Raw genomic sequence first — 15,655 nt, 5'->3', positions numbered from 1 at the left:
CCCCGCCAGCTCCTAAGGCTGGTGCGTCTACCAATTTCGCCACGTCCGCAAACTTCAAAAGGAGAATATAATGGGTGCACCCGCTCCCTGACCTTCCACCCATCGCTTCGCCGGTATCCAACATGACGCGTCCATCGCTGCTCGTCCTCGCTCTCGGCCTGCTCACGCTCGCGGCGCCGATGTCCGCTCAGCGTCCGATGAAGGTGTATATCTCCGTCGACTTGGAGGGGATCAGTGGGGTCAATAGCGACAATCAGACCTCGGCGGCTGGCGCGGAGTACGGGCGTGCACGCAAGCTCATGGTCGACGATGCGAACGCGGCGATTCGCGGTGCCTTCGACGGCGGCGCCACGGACGTGGTGGTCAATGATTCACACGGCAGCCAGCGGAACCTGCTGCCCGAGGATATTGATCCGCGGGTGAAGCTGATCAGTCACAGCTTCAAGCGGTATGGCATGATGGAGGGACTCGATAGCTCCTTTCATGCGATCATCTTCGTGGGCTATCACGCGAAGGCCGGCTCGCCGCGTGGGGTGTTTGCACATACCGGCTCCGGTGTGCTGGCCGATCTGCAGATCAACGGCGTGTCCGTGGGCGAGGGTGGCATGAATGCCGTGCTCGCACGCTGGTACGGCGTGCCGGTCGTGATGGTCACGGGCGACGATGTCGCGGTCGAGGAGCAGCGGGTGACTGTGCCCGACGTTCGAGGCGTCGTCGTGAAGCGCGCGATCAATTCGCGCGCCGTCGAACTGCGGCCATTGGTCGAGACGCGGCGCGAGATTCAGCAGGCCGCGAAGGAGAGTGTGGCCTCGGCGAGGAAATCGCCTCCCGAGCATCTCGCGCAGTACACAGTGCGCATGACGTTCCGCGATCCCACCATCCCCGAAGTGGCGACCGCGTTTCGCGAAGTGCGGCTGGTGACGCCGACCACGGTGGAGTTCACCCGCGACGCGATGCCGGATGCGTACCGGCTCATACGGGTGCTCTACCGGTTCATCAACACCGACTGAGTGGGCTGCCATACCCATGGACAACGGGTGGCATCGCACTGCGATGCCACCCGTTGCATGTGCTCGAGTGTTTCTGGTGTCTTCCCGCCACGGGCGAGCCCGTCTCAGCCGCCCACGCGGATGTTCACCACGCGCTGACCCACGCGCGGATCCATGTTCTGCACCAGCAGGCTCACGTAGTCACCGTCCTTGAGCCCCGAGAGCACACCCTGAAAATCGGTCACCGACTTCACGGTGCGACGCGGGGTCGGGTAGAGTACCTCCAGCACGATGTCGCTGCCTGGCGCGAGCTTGTCGCGCGCCGGACCGTCTTCGGTCACATCAGCCACGCGAACACCGCGGCCCTCGAGCTTCAGGCGCGCCGAGATTTCTGCGGGCACTGCTTCGACGGTGATCCCGAGCTTGCCCGCGGCCGGCACGGCTTTCGGTCCCGTCTCCGGCAACGTTGCGACGCGGCTGATCATCTCGGCTTCCACCAGCTTCACCTTGAAGCTTTTCTTGGTGCCGAAGCGCATCACTTCCACCGGCACCAGGTCACCTACGCGACGCGAACGCACGACACGCTGTAGTGAGCCCACGCGATCGACCGGCTTGCCGTCAACCGTGATGATCACGTCACCGACTTCGATGCCCGCGCCCTTGGCCGGACCGCCGTCAGCTGGGGTGAAGCCCCGCACCTTTACTCCTGCCACACGCGCCAATCCGTTGATGCCGGCGTCTTCCGGATCGATACTGCCAACCGACACACCCATCACGGGCAGGCGCACGCGCCCTTCCTTGATCAGGTCATCCGTCACCGCCTTCACCAGCGTGATCGGAATTGCGAAGCCGTAGCCGGAATAGAAGCCGGTCTGGCTGGCGATGGCGCTGTTCAGGCCGATCACTTCGCCGCGCAGGTTGATCAGCGGTCCGCCGGAGTTGCCCGGGTTGATCGCCGCATCGGTCTGGATGAAGTCGGAGATCGTGAAGTTGCCGGAGTTCGGCAGCTGGATTTCCGAGCCGCGTCCCTTGGCCGAGATGATGCCCGCGGTCACGGTGAAGTCGAGACCCAACGGATTGCCCACGGCAAGCACCCAGTCACCGATGCGCGTGGTCTCGTCGTTGCCGATGGCGAGCGTGGGGAGGCCCTTGGCGTCGATCTTCACCACCGCTACATCAGTCGTGGAGTCGGTGCCGATGACCTTCGCCTTGAAGGTGCGGCCGTCGGTGAGCGTGATCGACACCTGATCGGCGTCGGCCACCACATGATTGTTCGTGACGATATATCCGTCTTGCGTCACAATGAAGCCTGAGCCTTCGCCGCGCTGCTGCCGTGGCTGCTGCGGTCCGAACTGCTCGAGGAAGTCGTCCATACCCTGCGGTGCGCGACCGCGAACTTGCGGACGCGGGCGGGCAGAGCGGGTGGTGTTCACCGCCACGACGCCGGGTGTGACCCGTTCAGCGATGTCGGCGAATGAGCTTCCTTCAGGGGCCATGGGGCCGCCGCGCACGGAGGCCGAGCGCGATGTCGTGCCACCCTGCGCAAAGCTGATCTTCGTCCAATCCATACCGGACGCGAACAGTACGCCAGCGGAAAAGCTCACGGTCGCGGCGGCGGCGAAGCGAAATCGGGAGAAACGAGAAGCCATGTGTCGGAACCCGGTAAATGCGGTACGAGCGGTATGCTGTCTCAAACTGAACTGAAAGCTACATACGATAAGACACCGGACCCCCGCTTTCTGTTTCCGCGGGAATCCGGTGTCTCGACACGATCACGCGTGGCTTACTTCTTGGTGTCGTCGACGATCTCGTAGTCGGCTTCGACCACATCATCGGCCTTCGCGCCGCCTGCTTCCGGCTCGCCACCCGGAGCCGCACCCGCTTCAGGTGCCGCACCCTCGGCCGACTGCTGCTGATAGAAGGCCTGACCCGCTTCGCTGTAGGCCTTGGTGAGCTCTTCCTGCGCGGCCCGGATCTCGGTCATGTCGTCGCCCCGAAGCGCCTTGCGCGACCGCTCGATCGACGCGTCGATCCGCTCCTTCAGGTTGGCCGGTACCTTCTCGCCCCACTCCTTTACGTTCTTTTCGACTTCGTACGTCTGTGAGTCGAGGCGGTTGCGCGTCTCGATTTCTTCGCGACGCTGCTTGTCTTCACCCGCGTTCTTCTCGGCATCCTTCACCATCTTGTCGATGTCGCCATCAGACAAGCCACTGGACGCTTCGATGCGGATCTTGGTCTCCTTGCCCGACGCCTTGTCGCGCGCCGTCACATGCAGGATGCCGTTGGCGTCGATATCGAACGTGACCTCGACCTGCGGCATACCGCGCGCAGCTGGCGGGATGCCCGTGAGCTGGAACTTGCCGATCGTGCGGTTGTACACGGCCAGTTCGCGCTCGCCCTGCAGCACGTGAATCTCGACCGTCGTCTGATTGTCGTCGGCGGTGGAGAACGTCTCCGCCTTCTTGGTCGGGATGGTCGTGTTGCGCGGAATGAGTACCGTCATCACGCCACCGAGCGTTTCGATGCCGAGCGACAACGGCGTGACGTCGAGCAGCAGCACGTCCTTCTGCTCGCCGGTGAGCACAGCGCCCTGAATGGCAGCGCCGACGGCCACGACTTCGTCAGGATTCACGCCCTTGTTGGGCTCCTTGCCGAAGAACTCCTTCACGACCTGCTGGATCTTCGGGATACGCGTGGAGCCGCCAACGAGGATGATCTCGTCGACTTCACTCGGCTGCATGCCGGCATCCTTGAGCGCTTTCTTCATGGGCTCGAGGGTGCGCTGAATGAGATCGTCCACGAGCTGCTCGAACTTGGCGCGTGTGAGCGAGTAGTTCAGGTGCTTCGGGCCCGACTGGTCGGCGGTGATGAACGGCAGGTTGATGTCGGTGCTGTTCGCGCTCGACAGCTCCATCTTCGCCTTTTCGGCCGCTTCCTTGAGACGCTGGATCGCCATCGGATCCTTGCTCAAGTCGATCGCCTGATCGCGCTTGAACTCGGCCACCAGCCAATCCATGACACGCTGGTCGAAGTCGTCGCCGCCAAGGTGCGTATCACCGTTGGTCGATTTCACTTCGAACTGTTTCGTGCCATCCACGTCGTACAGTTCGAGGACGGAGATGTCGTACGTACCGCCGCCGAGGTCGAACACGGCGACCTTCTCGTCGGTTTTCTTGTTCTTGTCGAGGCCGTACGCGAGGGCGGCTGCCGTAGGCTCGTTGATGATGCGGAGCACGTCGAGTCCGGCGATCTTGCCGGCGTCCTTGGTGGCCTGGCGCTGCGCGTCGTTGAAATACGCAGGCACCGTGATGACGGCCTTGGTCACACTGTGGCCGAGGTAGTCTTCGGCCGTCTGCTTCATCTTCTGCAGGATCATGGCCGAGATCTCGGGCGGCGTGTAGCGCTTGCCACCCACTTCGACCGAGGCCACGTCGTTCGGGCCGGCGACGATCTTGTAGGGCACGCGCGACTGTTCGGCCTGCGCTTCGCTGGTCCGTTGACCCATGAAGCGCTTGATTGAAAAGATCGTATTCTGCGGATTGGTCACCGCCTGACGCTTGGCGATCTGACCAACCAGGCGCTCGCCGTCCTTCGTAAAGCCGACGACCGACGGGGTGGTACGACCGCCCTCGGCGTTCGGGATGACCACGGGATCGCCACCTTCCAGCACGGACACCACCGAGTTGGTGGTTCCAAGGTCGATGCCGATAACTTTTTCAGCCATTGAGGTCTCGTTGAAGAGTTGTAGCCTATGGGGACTTCTACGATCGGTCTTGATGTGTTCCACTGCTTCGCGCATCAAGGGCAAGCACTGGGCCGCGGTGCTCCTGCCGGACCGGCGCAATTTCGGCCGTAGGGAGAGAAACGAAGGCTGTCGCAGCGGCAGTCTGCCAATTTGACCTGCTTGGGGTGCCATGTTTCCCATTTCAGACGACAATCCCACGCTCCGGACCCCGGTAATGACTATCGGGCTGCTGGTGATCACGTGGGCGGTTTGGTTTTTCGTGCAGGGGGCGGGAAGTCCGCTGCCGCTGGCGATCAGCGTGTGCGACCTGGGGATGGTGCCGGGTGAGCTGAGCCGGATGGCGCCGGTGGGGTACGGGGTGCCGCTGGGGCGTTTCGGCGACCAGGCTCTGGCGTGCGTGATCGACGACTACGCCATCAATTGGCTGACGCCGATCACGAGCATCTTTTTGCACGGGGGGTGGGGGCACATCATCGGCAACTCGCTCTACCTGTGGGTGTTCGGCAACAATGTGGAAGACAGCATGGGGCGGTGGCGCTTTTTAGCGTTCTATCTCCTCACTGGCGTCGCTGCGGCGATGGCGCATCTGGCGGTCGATCCGTCGTCGCCGGTGCCCACCGTAGGGGCGTCAGGGGCAATCTCCGGGATCATGGGCGCGTATCTCTTGCTGTATCCGCACGTGAAGGTGCGGACCTTCATTCCGCCGTTCTTTTTGCTGCGGTTTCCGGCGTGGGCGGTGCTCATCCTGTGGTTCGGCAGCCAGGTGCTGGCGGGATTGCCTGATCTGTCGCCCTTGCGCCGCGAGATCTCCGGCGGCGTGGCCGTGTGGGCCCACGTGGGCGGCTTTGTCGTGGGGGCAATACTGGCGCGCTGGTTCGAGAATAAGGAACTGGTGCGCCGTAAGGTGGCGGTGAGCGACGCGAAAGTGGTTTGGCGCTGAACCATTTAGTTCCAGATCGGTACGTCAACGTCATGTAACGATGAAGGTCACATGTGGCGTTTCGGCACCGGTGACGCAATCGTTACCGTGCGTTCGGTCACCTTGTGGGCCTTATGCCTTCTCTCAGCCATCCAAGTCGTGAAGCTCTTCTCAAAAGACGAAACGTTTTTCGATCATTTCCGACAGCTTGCCGTGTACATGGGTAGTGCTTCGAGCCTGCTTCGCACCCTTTTCGAGAATCCCGCCGACGCCGCGCGCATTGCCGTCCAGATCAAGAAGGTCGAAACCGATGGTGACGCGGTGGTGCACCTGATCAATCAGCGTATCGACACCAGTTTCGTGACGCCGCTGGATCGCGAAGACATTCACGTGCTCGCCACTCGTTTGGACAATGTGATCGATCTGATCAACGGGGCGGCCCGTCGTGTGGTGATGTTCCGGGTGACGACACCGCGTGACGGCGCCGTGGAAATGGCCGATGTGTTGGTGCGGGCGAGTGCGGTGATTCTCGAGTCGGTGGGCGATGTCACAAAACGCGTGAAGATGCTGGAGCACGGCCGCCGGGTCAAAGCGCTCGAGGAAGAAGGTGATGTGCTGTACGCACAATCGGTGGGTGCCCTGTTCGCGCACGACGAGCCGGCGATCGAAGTGTTGAAGTGGAAGGAGATCTACGATTCGCTGGAAGAGGCGATCGACGAGTGCGAGGATGTATCGAACGTGCTGGAAAGCATCGCGCTCAAGAACAGCTGACGGATCTGTGGTCAACTTCGTCATCTTCATCGTCGTCGTCGCGTTGGCGTTCGACTTCATCAATGGATTTCATGATTCGGCCAACTCGATCGCCACGATCGTCGGCACGCGCGTTCTAAGCCCGCTGGCGGCTGTGATCTGGGCGGCGGTGTTCAACTTCTCCGCCCTGTTCTTCGTAGGCACGGGCGTGGCCAAGGCGCTCGCCGCCGGTTTCATCGATCTGAATGTGGTCGACCCAAACGTGATCTTGGGCGGACTGTTGGGTGCGATCATCTGGAATCTGGTCACGTGGTGGTTCGGCATTCCCTCGAGTTCATCGCACGCGCTGATCGGCGGGTACGCCGGCGCTGCCGTGTCGAAAGCCGGTATCACGGCGCTCCTCTGGGGCCGCAAGTGGATCGAGACGCTGTCGGCGATCGTGCTGTCGCCGGCGGTCGGCATGCTGATGGGCTTCATCCTGATGGTGTTGGTGCTCAACCTGTTTCGGCGCGTGACGAGTACGAAGGCGGACCGGTTCTTCCGCGTGGCGCAGCTCACCAGTTCGGCGTTGCTCTCGTTGGCGCACGGCGGCAATGATGCGCAGAAGACGATGGGTATCATCGTCGGCCTTCTCGTGGCGACGCAGGCGTCGTTCGCCGGCGAAACCGGGCTGCTGCGCTACATGCACGTCACGTCGTTGGAGTCGATCCCCTTGTGGGTCGAGCTGAGTGCCTACACGATGATCTCCTTGGGCACGCTCTCCGGTGGCTGGCGTATCGTACACACCATGGGCACGCGCATAACGAAGCTGCGTCCGGTGGGTGGATTCTGCGCCGAGACCGGTGGCGCGCTCGTCATTCTGTTCGCGACGCGGTTCGGCATTCCGGTGAGCACCACGCATACGATCACGGGGGCCATCGTGGGCGTCGGTGCCACGAACCGTTTGTCGGCCGTGCGCTGGGGCTTGGCGAGCAAGATTGTGTGGGCGTGGGTGATCACCATTCCGGCCGCAGCAGCGATGGCGGCGATCTCGTACAAACTACTGGCCGCGTTCAATCCACTCTGATCCGATTCCTGTCCGCCGCGGCACGCCGCGCCGGACGGCCGCCATCCCGTCGTCGACCGCTTTGTCGCTGCCGTACCTGAATCGCGAGCTGAGTTGGCTCGACTTCAATGCGCGCGTGCTGGAGGAAGCGTTGGACGCTCGCGTGCCACTACTGGAGCGCCTCAAGTTCCTGGCGATCTTTAGTACGAATCTGGACGAGTTCTACATGGTCCGGGTGGCGGGACTGCGTCGCAAAGTCACGTCGGGTGCTCCGCAGTATCCGCCCGATCCGCTGTCTCCCCCCGAGCAGCTCGAAGCCATTCGCACGCGGGTGTACGAGCTGTTGAAGCGTCGCCATCATGCGCTGCATGCCTTGGTGTTGCCGGCGCTCGAGGAGAAAGGCATCAAACTTGTGCCGATGTCCTCGCTGGACGAAACGGAGCAGGAACGACTACACGCCTATTTCGAATCGCAGGTGTTCCCGGTGCTGACGCCGTTGGCCGTGGACCCCGGGCACCCCTTTCCGTACATCTCGAATCTGTCGCTGTCGCTCGCGGTGGCCATCGGCGATCCGGACAGCGGCAAGGAGCATTTTGCTCGCGTGAAGGTGCCGCGCTCGTTGCCCCGGTGGGTGCCGATCGATCGCGAGGGAGAGCACGTCTACGTGCCGCTCGAGGAAGTGATCGGCGAGCATCTCGGCACGCTGTTCCCGGGGATGGAGGTGAAGCGGTGGTTCACCTTCCGTATTACGCGTTACTCCGATCTCGATCTGGGGCAGATCGATCAGCCGGAAGATCTGTTGGAGACGATCGAGCAGCAAGTGTTTCAGCGTCGCTTCGGTGAAGTGGTGCGACTGGAAGTCCAGCGTGACATGCCGGAGTCCATGCGGCAGCTCCTTCTCGAGGAGCTGACTGAGAGCGAGACGCAGCTCGTCGCTCCGCTCAGCGCGCGCGATGTGCACGACCAGGATGATCTGCTGGAGCTGGGTGATCTGATGCAGATCGCCGGTCTCGACGTGCCGGAGCTGCGTGATGCCCCGTACACGCCGGTGGTACCGGCGCCGTTCCGCGATGGGCGCAACATCTTCGACGTAATCCGCGAGCGTGACGTGCTGGTGCATCACCCGTACGAGTCGTTCAGCTCGTCGGTGGAGGCGTTTCTCGAAGCCGCCTCGAGTGATCCGCAGGTGCTCGCCATCAAGCTCACGCTGTACCGCACGTCGGGTGACACGGCCATCGTGCGCGCGCTCACCGAGGCGGCCGAAGCCGGGAAGCAGGTGGCGGTGATCATCGAGTTGCAGGCGCGATTCGACGAGCAGAACAACATCACGTTTGCGCGCACGATGGAAAACTACGGTATCCACGTCGCGTACGGATTGCCGGGGCTCAAGACGCACGCCAAGACGGTGTTGGTGGTGCGACGCGATGCCGACGGCATACGGCGGTACGTGCATGTCAGCACCGGCAACTACAACTCGAAGACGGCGCGACTGTACACGGATATCGGGCTGTTCACGAGTAACCCGCAGATCGGCGCCGATTCGAGTGACTTGTTCAACTCGCTCACCGGGGTATCGCGACAGAAGTTCTACCGGCGGCTGATCATGGCCCCGGCGAACTTGCGGAAGCGCACGCTCGAACTGATCGAACGCGAGTCGGCGCATGCGAAGGCGGGACGCGGCGGGCGCATCATCGCGAAGATGAATGCGCTGGTCGACCCTGAGATCATCGTGGCGTTGTATCGAGCGTCGCAGGCCGGTGTGGAGATTGATCTGATCGTGCGCGGCATCTGCTGTCTGCTGCCCGGGCTTCGCGGCGTGAGCGATCGCATCCGCGTGGTCAGCATCATCGGCCGCTTTCTCGAGCATTCACGGATCGCGTACTTCTCGAACGGCGGGAATCCCGAGTACTACATCGGGTCGGCCGACTGGATGCCGCGCAATTTCGATCGTCGCGTGGAGGCCATGACTCCCATCGAGGACGTGGCCTGGCACGACCGACTGCAGCGCGTGCTGGAAACGTGTCTGACCGACAATCGGCAAGCATGGGAGCTCGGGGCCGATGGCGCGTATCGTCGGCGCTTGCCGAATGGCGCCGAGGAGCGCGCCACGCACGCCACGCTGATGCGCGATCCCTGGGGCGGAACGGAGCCGAAGGCGGGTGCGAAGGCGAGCACGAAGGCGAGCACGAAACGGAAGCGGAGTCCGTCGCCGGACGTGGGCTAGCCTTTCGCGGCGGATCTGTGCACCGTTCCGCCATGGTCAGAATTTACGTTTACACGTTCGTGACGGCGGCTTCGTGCGCGTTGATCGGCGCCCGTGCGGGCCGCGCCCAGCCCGCGCCTGCCTTCCCGAACCCGGCGATCACGCTGGACGGAAAGGGTATCACCGTCAACGGCACCGATGGTGTTACCACGCTCAATTTCCGCTTCCGCGTGCAGCAGCTGGCGTCGGCGACCAGCGAGAGCGAGACGGACTATGGCATCAAGCGCACGAACCTGGCGATCCGCCGGATGCGGCTGCGCCTGGAGGGGACGCTGCGTGACCCGCGCTTGCGGGTGAACGTGCAGCTGTCGTTTTCGCGCGGGGACATGGACCAGGAGAGCACCAGTTTCGCCAATGTGCTGCGCGATGCGAACGTCACGTGGCAGTTCACGCCGCATCTGGCGGGAGCGTTCGGTCAGGCCAAGCTCCCGGGCAACCGGCAGCGTCTGGTGTCGTCGAGCGAGCTCCAGTCACCTGACCGATCGCCCGTGAACGCCCTCTTCACGGCCGACCGTGACGTTGGCGCATTCCTTTCCTACTCGCGCGACATCGGCAAGGTGCGTTACGTCATCCGTGGTGCCGTGTCGTCGGGCGAAGGACGCAACCCGCAGGCGGGCGACGGCGGCCTCGCGTACACCACGCGATGGGAGCTGCTGCCGCTTGGGGCGTTCACCAACGGTGGTGACTACGTCGAGGGCGATCTGGCGCGCGAGCCCACGCTCAAAGTGTCGTTCGCCGCGGGGCTCTCGCGGAACGATCGGGCGATTCGGACCGGTGGGCAGTTGGGGCCGGCGCTGTTCGCGCCACGTGGTATCACGACGTACTTCGCTGACGCGCTTCTGAAAAAGCGTGGAGTCGCGGTGGCGGTGGAATACGCGCATCGCGTGTCGCCCGATCCGATCACGCGGAGCGGCGCGAGTATCCGCCACGTGTATGCGGGGCAAGGCGTGAACGTGCAAACGAGCTGGCTGCTGCCGCACAGCAGCTGGGAGCCGATGCTACGCTACTCGGCGGTGACGCCGGCCAGGAGCATTCAAGCCCTCAGCACGGTCGAGGCCCTGCAGGAGAGCGCGCTCGGACTGGCGCGCTACGTGAATGGACACCGCATCAAGATGAACGGCGAGTTCTTCCACACGCGCTATCGCAACGCGGCAGCGGATCGTCGGCGCGGCGACTGGACGCTGCGGTTGGGCGCGGAAGTGGGGATCTGAGCCAGTCGGGCGGCCACGGCGCGATTATTCGCCGTCGCCGTCGTCGTCCGCGCTGATCTCTGTGCCGTCGGGCGCGACCACGACGATCGGGCGGCCGAGGAGTTCCTCGAGTAACTGGCGCTTCCGGCTTGCGCCCCAGCACTCGAGGCGCACGTTGGTGGCGCCTTCGGCTTCGACCACACTCACACGCAAGGCGTCGTTGCCCAGTTTTATACGCAGCGCACCGACGGCTGCCACATGTCCGCGGTCCATGCCGTCGGCAAAACGCAGCAGCGCGGACAGCTTGACGACCCGCTCGCGCGACGCACGGTCGAGCTGCGCAAAGCCGCGATGCTTCATCTTGGGCGGCGTGCCACGATGGTAACGGGCCACGTGCGCCACGACGATCTGCTCGGCAGGCGTCATACCCAGCAGGTCGGCGTGCGATATGAGGTGAAAGGAATGCTTGTGGTGTTTCTCGTAGTTGATGTGGTATCCCACGTCATGCAGCAGCGCCGCGTCGGCGAGTAACTGGCGGTCGCGCACGTCGAGATGTAGCCGTGGTGCGAGCGCGTCGAACAGTTGCAAGGACAGCGTCTGCACCTGACGCGCATGCGGTTCCTCGTAATGACAACGCTCGGCGAATTCACGCACGGAGCGCTCGCGCGCCACACCCGGGTCGGCGACCACCGGCGCGACGCGTGCCGCTTCAAGCAGCAGCCCTTCGCGAATGCCGTAGGCCGACGCCAGCAGGTCGCGCGGATCGAAACGCGAGAGGACTTCGGCGGCCACGGCGAGACCGGCCACGATGATGTCGGCGCGCGCCGGGTTGAGTCCCGGCACATGCGCGCGCTCGTTGGAATCCAGACGCTGCAGCCAGTCGAGCACATGCTCGACTTCCACGCGGGTCACACGCGTGCCGTGCGGCGATTTCACGGCCACATGCTGTCGCGACAGCACGATGCCGGCGAGGTTCGTGAACGTGCCGCCTGAGCCGATGACTTGCGCGCCGCGCCAGTCCTTCACGGGCACCGAGCGCTTGAGGCCGTCGCGCACATGCTCGCGCAGCGCGCGCACGCGGCGCGGGTTGACCTTGGGTGTCAGGAATCGTTCGGTGAGACGTACGGCACCGAACGGTAGGGACGCCAGGCGTTCGATGAGTCCGTCCTTGGCCAGCACGAGTTCAAGCGAGCCTCCCCCGATGTCCATGACCACCGTGCGACCGGCGCCGAGTTCGAAGTGCGCCAGGGCACTACGGAAGCAGAGCAGCGCTTCTTCCTCGCCGCTGAGGATGCGGACCTGACGGCCGGTGAGTGCTTCCACCTTTTCCGTAAAGTCGGCGGCGTTGGCCGCATCGCGCACCGCGCTGGTGGCCACGATCTCGATGCGGGCGGCTCCCAACTGGCCGGCCAGCGTCACCATGCGTTGTACGGCAGTCACGGCCGCGTCGATGGCAGTCGGCGACAGGGCGCCAGTGGCCTCCAGGCCCTCACCCAGCCGCGGCATCGCCTTCATCTCGTCCACCACCCGGATCTGACCGGTGGGCGACACATCCGCCACGATCTGGCGAACCGAGTTCGAGCCGATGTCGATCGCGGCGATCCGGATGTCGGTCGATGCGGTCGTGATGGGTGCCGTCATGTCGCGTCGTTGGAAGAAGGCGTCGGGGCGTCTTCGTCGTACCGATGACGAATCTGCTTCCCCTCGGCAAGATACACGGCGTCTTCCCCGATGTTGGTGGCGAGGTCGGCCACCCGCTCCAGATTCCGGCTCACGAGCAGGAGTTCGAGCGACGGGGCGATGGTCTGCGGGTCGCCCATCATGTCGGCCAGAAGCGCGCGGAAGATGCTTTCGTGCTGTGCATCGACGTCGTCGTCGGCCTTGCCCACGGCGCGGCCAAGGGCGCCGTCGCCGCGAATGAAGGCGTCGAGGGCGTCGCTCAGCATGGCGCGGGCGCGTCGGGCCATGTCGGCCAGCGCGGGGACCGTCGGCACCGCCGTGCGCTGATCGACCAAGCGCACCGCGCATTGCGCGATATTCACCGCGTGGTCGCCCACGCGCTCGAGGTCGCTGGACACCTTGATTGCGCCGATCAGGAAGCGCAGGTCGCGCGCCATGGGCTGCTGCAGCGCCAGCATGGCGATCGCCTGATTCTCGGCCTCCACCTCGAGCCGGTCGAGCTCTTCGTCGGCCTCGATGACGGCAATAGCCTTGTCTCGGTCGCGCTCGAGCAGCGCCTCAACCGAAAGCGCAACCAGCGACTCGGCTCGCTCGGACATGTCGAGCAGCCGCTGTTTGAGCACAGCGAGCTCATCGTGAAAGTGCCGGTAGCCGGCAGGAACGTCACGCATCAGCCAAACCTCCCGGTAATGAACGCTTCGGTGCGCGAATCCGATGGGCGCGTGAAGAGACGGTCGGTCGCGGCTTCTTCCACGAGCACGCCGTCGACCAACAGCGCGGTGCGGCGCGAGACACGCGCGGCTTGATGTAAGTTGTGTGTCACGATGATGATGGTCAGGTCCGGCTGAAGGTCGTACAGCAGCTCTTCGATACGTTGCGTGGCCTGTGGGTCGAGCGCGCTGGTGGGTTCGTCGAGTAGCAGCACCGCCGGTCGATTGGCGAGCGCGCGGGCGATGCAGAGACGTTGCTGCTGACCACCCGAGAGTGTCAGCGCGTTCTCGCGCAGCCGGTCCTTGACCTCGTCCCACAAGGCGGCGCGCCGGAGCGCGTCTTCGACCGCGTCGTCGAGTTCGCGACCCTTCAGGCCGGCGTTCAGTCGCGGACCATACGCCACGTTGTCGAACACGGTGCGGGGGAATGGATTGGAGCGTTGAAACACCATGCCGACGCGTTGCCGCAGTTCACTCACATCGACCGTGGGCTCGTATACGTTGTCGCCATCGAGCAGGAGTCGCCCGTTGCTGCGTGCACCGGGCAGTGCTTCGTTGAGGCGATTAATCGCGCGCAACAATGTGCTTTTACCGGAGCCTGATGGGCCGATGAGTGCGGTGACCGAGCGCGGGCGTACCGCCAGGTCGATGTTGTGTAGTGCCGGCGCGCTCCCGAACCACGCCGAGAAGCGCTCGAGCACGACTGCGCCGGGAAGCCCGCGGATGTTGGTGGTCATCCAAATCGACCGGTGATATATGCTTCGGTGCGTGCGTCGGTCGGCGTGGTGAACAGCTGCCGCGTGGGTGCGCACTCCACGATGCATCCATCGAGCAGAAATGCCGTGATGTCGGAGATGCGCGCGGCCTGCTGCATGTTGTGTGTCACCATGATCACCGTGACGGTATCACGCAGATCGTACAGCAGCTCTTCGATGCGTTGCGTACCCAGCGGATCGAGCGACGCGGTCGGTTCGTCGAGTAACAGGACGTCGGGTTGCACCGCCAGCGCCCGCGCAATACAGAGTCGCTGCTGCTGGCCGCCGGAGAGTGCCATCGCGGAACCGAACAACCGGTCGACCACTTCGCGCCACAGTCCCGCACGTTGCAAGGCGACTTCGACGAGTGCTTCCAAATCGTTTTGGGTGAGGTCGCGACGATGGGCGCGAATGCCGGCGGCGACATTGTCGAACACCGACAGCGTGACGAACGGCGTGGGGCGTTGGAAGACCATTCCCACACGACGCCGCAGCGCCACCACATCGGTAGTCGACGCGTACGCTCGAAACGCGCCGATCTCCACATCGCCGCTCACGAACGCGCCTTCGTCGAGTTCATGCAGTCGATTGATGCAGCGCAGCACGGTGCTCTTGCCGCAGCCGGACGGACCGACGATGGCGAGTACGCGTCCTGCCGGCGCTTCGACGCTGAGCGTTCGGAGCACGCTGCGGTCCGCGAAGCCGGCCGAGAGATTGCCGAGCCGTACGTGAGGGGCTGTGGCGTTCGTCACGCGCGGCTCAGCCATCTGCGCGCCCCACGCGAGGCGTGACCGCCGACAACAACCTGGCGCGTGCGCGCACCACGGCGCGCCCGGTGACACTGATCACGGTGACGAGGATGAGCAGCACCAGCGCGCCGGCCCACGCCTGCGCGCGCCATTCGTCGTACGGGCTTTGCGCATACGCATAGATCTGCAGCGGCAGCGCGGCGATGGGACGCGCCGGATCGACCGACCAGAACGGGTTGCCGAATGCCGTGAACAGCAACGGCGCCGTTTCGCCGGCTGCGCGCGACATCGCAATCAGCATCGCGGTCACGATGCCCGGCATGGCGGTGCGCAGCACCACGGTGAGCGAGGTACGCCACCGCGAGAAGCCGAGGGCCAGCGCGGCTTCGGTGAGGGCGACAGGCACCAGACGTACCATCTCCTCGGTGGCTCGCGCGACGAGCGGCAGCACCAACAAGCCCAGCGCGATGCCGCCGGCCCACGCCGAGAAGTGTCCGGAGGGCCGCACGATCAATTCCCAGGCGAAAATACCGAGCACGATGGACGGCAAACCACTGAGGACATCGGCCAGCAGCCGTACCGCCTGCGCAAAGCGACCACGACGATGTTCGGCGAGATAAAGTCCGGCGCCGATGCCGACCGGAACGGCGACGGTCATCGCGATGGCGACCAGCATGATCGAGCCGACGATCGCGTTGGCCACTCCGCCGCCGTGCACGCCGGGCGGCGACGGCAACTGCGTGAAGAACGTGGGCGTGAGTTGTCCGAGTCCATTCACCAGCAGGTGCGCGAGAATCATCACGAGGGGAATGATGGCCACGATGGCGGCCGTCCACGTGAGCGCCGTCATGACGCGACCG

General features: G+C 64.1%; 13 protein-coding genes. 6 read left to right on the top strand and 7 right to left on the bottom strand.

Annotated elements, in window-relative coordinates:
* Positions 1–122 precede the first annotated feature (122 nt).
* A complete protein-coding gene (locus ACESNG_RS04400; protein WP_373059264.1) occupies positions 123–1,010 on the top strand; it encodes a M55 family metallopeptidase in 888 nt (295 codons plus the stop codon).
* Between the two features lie 104 nt (positions 1,011–1,114).
* On the opposite strand, the gene ACESNG_RS04395 is transcribed toward ACESNG_RS04400, so the two are convergent.
* Complete coding sequence (locus ACESNG_RS04395) at positions 1,115–2,638, bottom strand: trypsin-like peptidase domain-containing protein (protein WP_373059266.1); 1,524 nt, start codon at positions 2,636–2,638, stop codon at positions 1,115–1,117.
* A gap of 134 nt (positions 2,639–2,772) precedes the next feature.
* On the bottom strand, positions 2,773–4,713 hold the full coding sequence (dnaK, locus tag ACESNG_RS04390; RefSeq protein WP_373059268.1) for a molecular chaperone DnaK: 1,941 nt from the start codon (positions 4,711–4,713) through the stop codon (positions 2,773–2,775).
* Between the two features lie 190 nt (positions 4,714–4,903).
* On the opposite strand from dnaK, the gene ACESNG_RS04385 reads away from it, so the two are divergent.
* The 5 genes from ACESNG_RS04385 to ACESNG_RS04365 all read left to right on the top strand — a co-directional run bounded on the left by ACESNG_RS04385 (position 4,904) and on the right by ACESNG_RS04365 (position 10,922).
* Complete coding sequence (locus ACESNG_RS04385) at positions 4,904–5,674, top strand: rhomboid family intramembrane serine protease (RefSeq protein ID WP_373059270.1); 771 nt, start codon at positions 4,904–4,906, stop codon at positions 5,672–5,674.
* A 138-nt stretch (positions 5,675–5,812) separates the two neighbouring features.
* Complete coding sequence (locus ACESNG_RS04380; protein WP_373059272.1) at positions 5,813–6,424, top strand: DUF47 domain-containing protein; 612 nt, start codon at positions 5,813–5,815, stop codon at positions 6,422–6,424.
* A gap of 7 nt (positions 6,425–6,431) precedes the next feature.
* Complete coding sequence (locus tag ACESNG_RS04375; protein WP_373059274.1) at positions 6,432–7,469, top strand: anion permease; 1,038 nt, start codon at positions 6,432–6,434, stop codon at positions 7,467–7,469.
* A gap of 61 nt (positions 7,470–7,530) precedes the next feature.
* Positions 7,531–9,672, top strand: coding sequence for a polyphosphate kinase 1 (gene ppk1 / locus ACESNG_RS04370; protein ID WP_373059276.1), 2,142 nt, complete (start codon positions 7,531–7,533; stop codon positions 9,670–9,672).
* A 32-nt stretch (positions 9,673–9,704) separates the two neighbouring features.
* A complete protein-coding gene (locus ACESNG_RS04365) occupies positions 9,705–10,922 on the top strand; it encodes a porin (protein WP_373067964.1) in 1,218 nt (405 codons plus the stop codon).
* Between the two features lie 24 nt (positions 10,923–10,946).
* On the opposite strand, the gene ACESNG_RS04360 is transcribed toward ACESNG_RS04365, so the two are convergent.
* Genes ACESNG_RS04360 through pstA form a run of 5 tightly spaced genes read right to left on the bottom strand, consistent with a single transcriptional unit; the run spans position 10,947 to position 15,645 of the window.
* Positions 10,947–12,542 (bottom strand): Ppx/GppA phosphatase family protein, encoded by a 1,596-nt coding sequence (locus ACESNG_RS04360; protein ID WP_373059280.1) that lies wholly within the window; start codon positions 12,540–12,542, stop codon positions 10,947–10,949.
* Positions 12,539–13,252 carry a phosphate signaling complex protein PhoU gene (gene phoU, locus ACESNG_RS04355; RefSeq protein WP_373059282.1) on the bottom strand — a complete coding sequence of 238 codons (714 nt, stop codon included), beginning with the start codon at positions 13,250–13,252 and terminating at the stop codon, positions 12,539–12,541. Before phoU ends, ACESNG_RS04360 begins: the two co-directional genes overlap by 4 nt.
* Entirely contained in the window at positions 13,252–14,028 is a 777-nt protein-coding gene (gene pstB, locus ACESNG_RS04350) for a phosphate ABC transporter ATP-binding protein PstB (RefSeq protein ID WP_373059284.1), read from the bottom strand. Before pstB ends, phoU begins: the two co-directional genes overlap by 1 nt.
* A complete protein-coding gene (locus ACESNG_RS04345; protein WP_373059286.1) occupies positions 14,025–14,813 on the bottom strand; it encodes a phosphate ABC transporter ATP-binding protein in 789 nt (262 codons plus the stop codon). The genes pstB and ACESNG_RS04345 overlap by 4 nt, the downstream gene beginning before the upstream one ends.
* Positions 14,806–15,645 carry a phosphate ABC transporter permease PstA gene (pstA, locus tag ACESNG_RS04340; RefSeq protein ID WP_373067962.1) on the bottom strand — a complete coding sequence of 280 codons (840 nt, stop codon included), beginning with the start codon at positions 15,643–15,645 and terminating at the stop codon, positions 14,806–14,808. Before pstA ends, ACESNG_RS04345 begins: the two co-directional genes overlap by 8 nt.
* Positions 15,646–15,655: the final 10 nt, after the last annotated feature.

The organism is Gemmatimonas sp., from assembly GCF_041689975.1.
GTDB lineage: Bacteria > Gemmatimonadota > Gemmatimonadetes > Gemmatimonadales > Gemmatimonadaceae > Gemmatimonas.
This window is presented reverse-complemented; position numbering and strand designations above follow the sequence as displayed.

Excerpts from the sequence above, each read along its gene's own strand:
- ACESNG_RS04400 (WP_373059264.1), top strand. The coding sequence starts at position 123 with ATGACGCGTCCATCGCTGCTCGTCCTCGCTCTCGGCCTGCTCACGCTC.
- ACESNG_RS04395 (WP_373059266.1), bottom strand. The coding sequence starts at position 2,638 with ATGGCTTCTCGTTTCTCCCGATTTCGCTTCGCCGCCGCCGCGACCGTG.
- dnaK (WP_373059268.1), bottom strand. The coding sequence starts at position 4,713 with ATGGCTGAAAAAGTTATCGGCATCGACCTTGGAACCACCAACTCGGTG.
- ACESNG_RS04385 (WP_373059270.1), top strand. The coding sequence starts at position 4,904 with ATGTTTCCCATTTCAGACGACAATCCCACGCTCCGGACCCCGGTAATG.
- ACESNG_RS04365 (WP_373067964.1), top strand. The coding sequence starts at position 9,705 with ATGGTCAGAATTTACGTTTACACGTTCGTGACGGCGGCTTCGTGCGCG.
- ACESNG_RS04360 (WP_373059280.1), bottom strand. The coding sequence starts at position 12,542 with ATGACGGCACCCATCACGACCGCATCGACCGACATCCGGATCGCCGCG.
- phoU (WP_373059282.1), bottom strand. The coding sequence starts at position 13,252 with ATGCGTGACGTTCCTGCCGGCTACCGGCACTTTCACGATGAGCTCGCT.
- pstB (WP_373059284.1), bottom strand. The coding sequence starts at position 14,028 with ATGACCACCAACATCCGCGGGCTTCCCGGCGCAGTCGTGCTCGAGCGC.
- ACESNG_RS04345 (WP_373059286.1), bottom strand. The coding sequence starts at position 14,813 with ATGGCTGAGCCGCGCGTGACGAACGCCACAGCCCCTCACGTACGGCTC.
- pstA (WP_373067962.1), bottom strand. The coding sequence starts at position 15,645 with ATGACGGCGCTCACGTGGACGGCCGCCATCGTGGCCATCATTCCCCTC.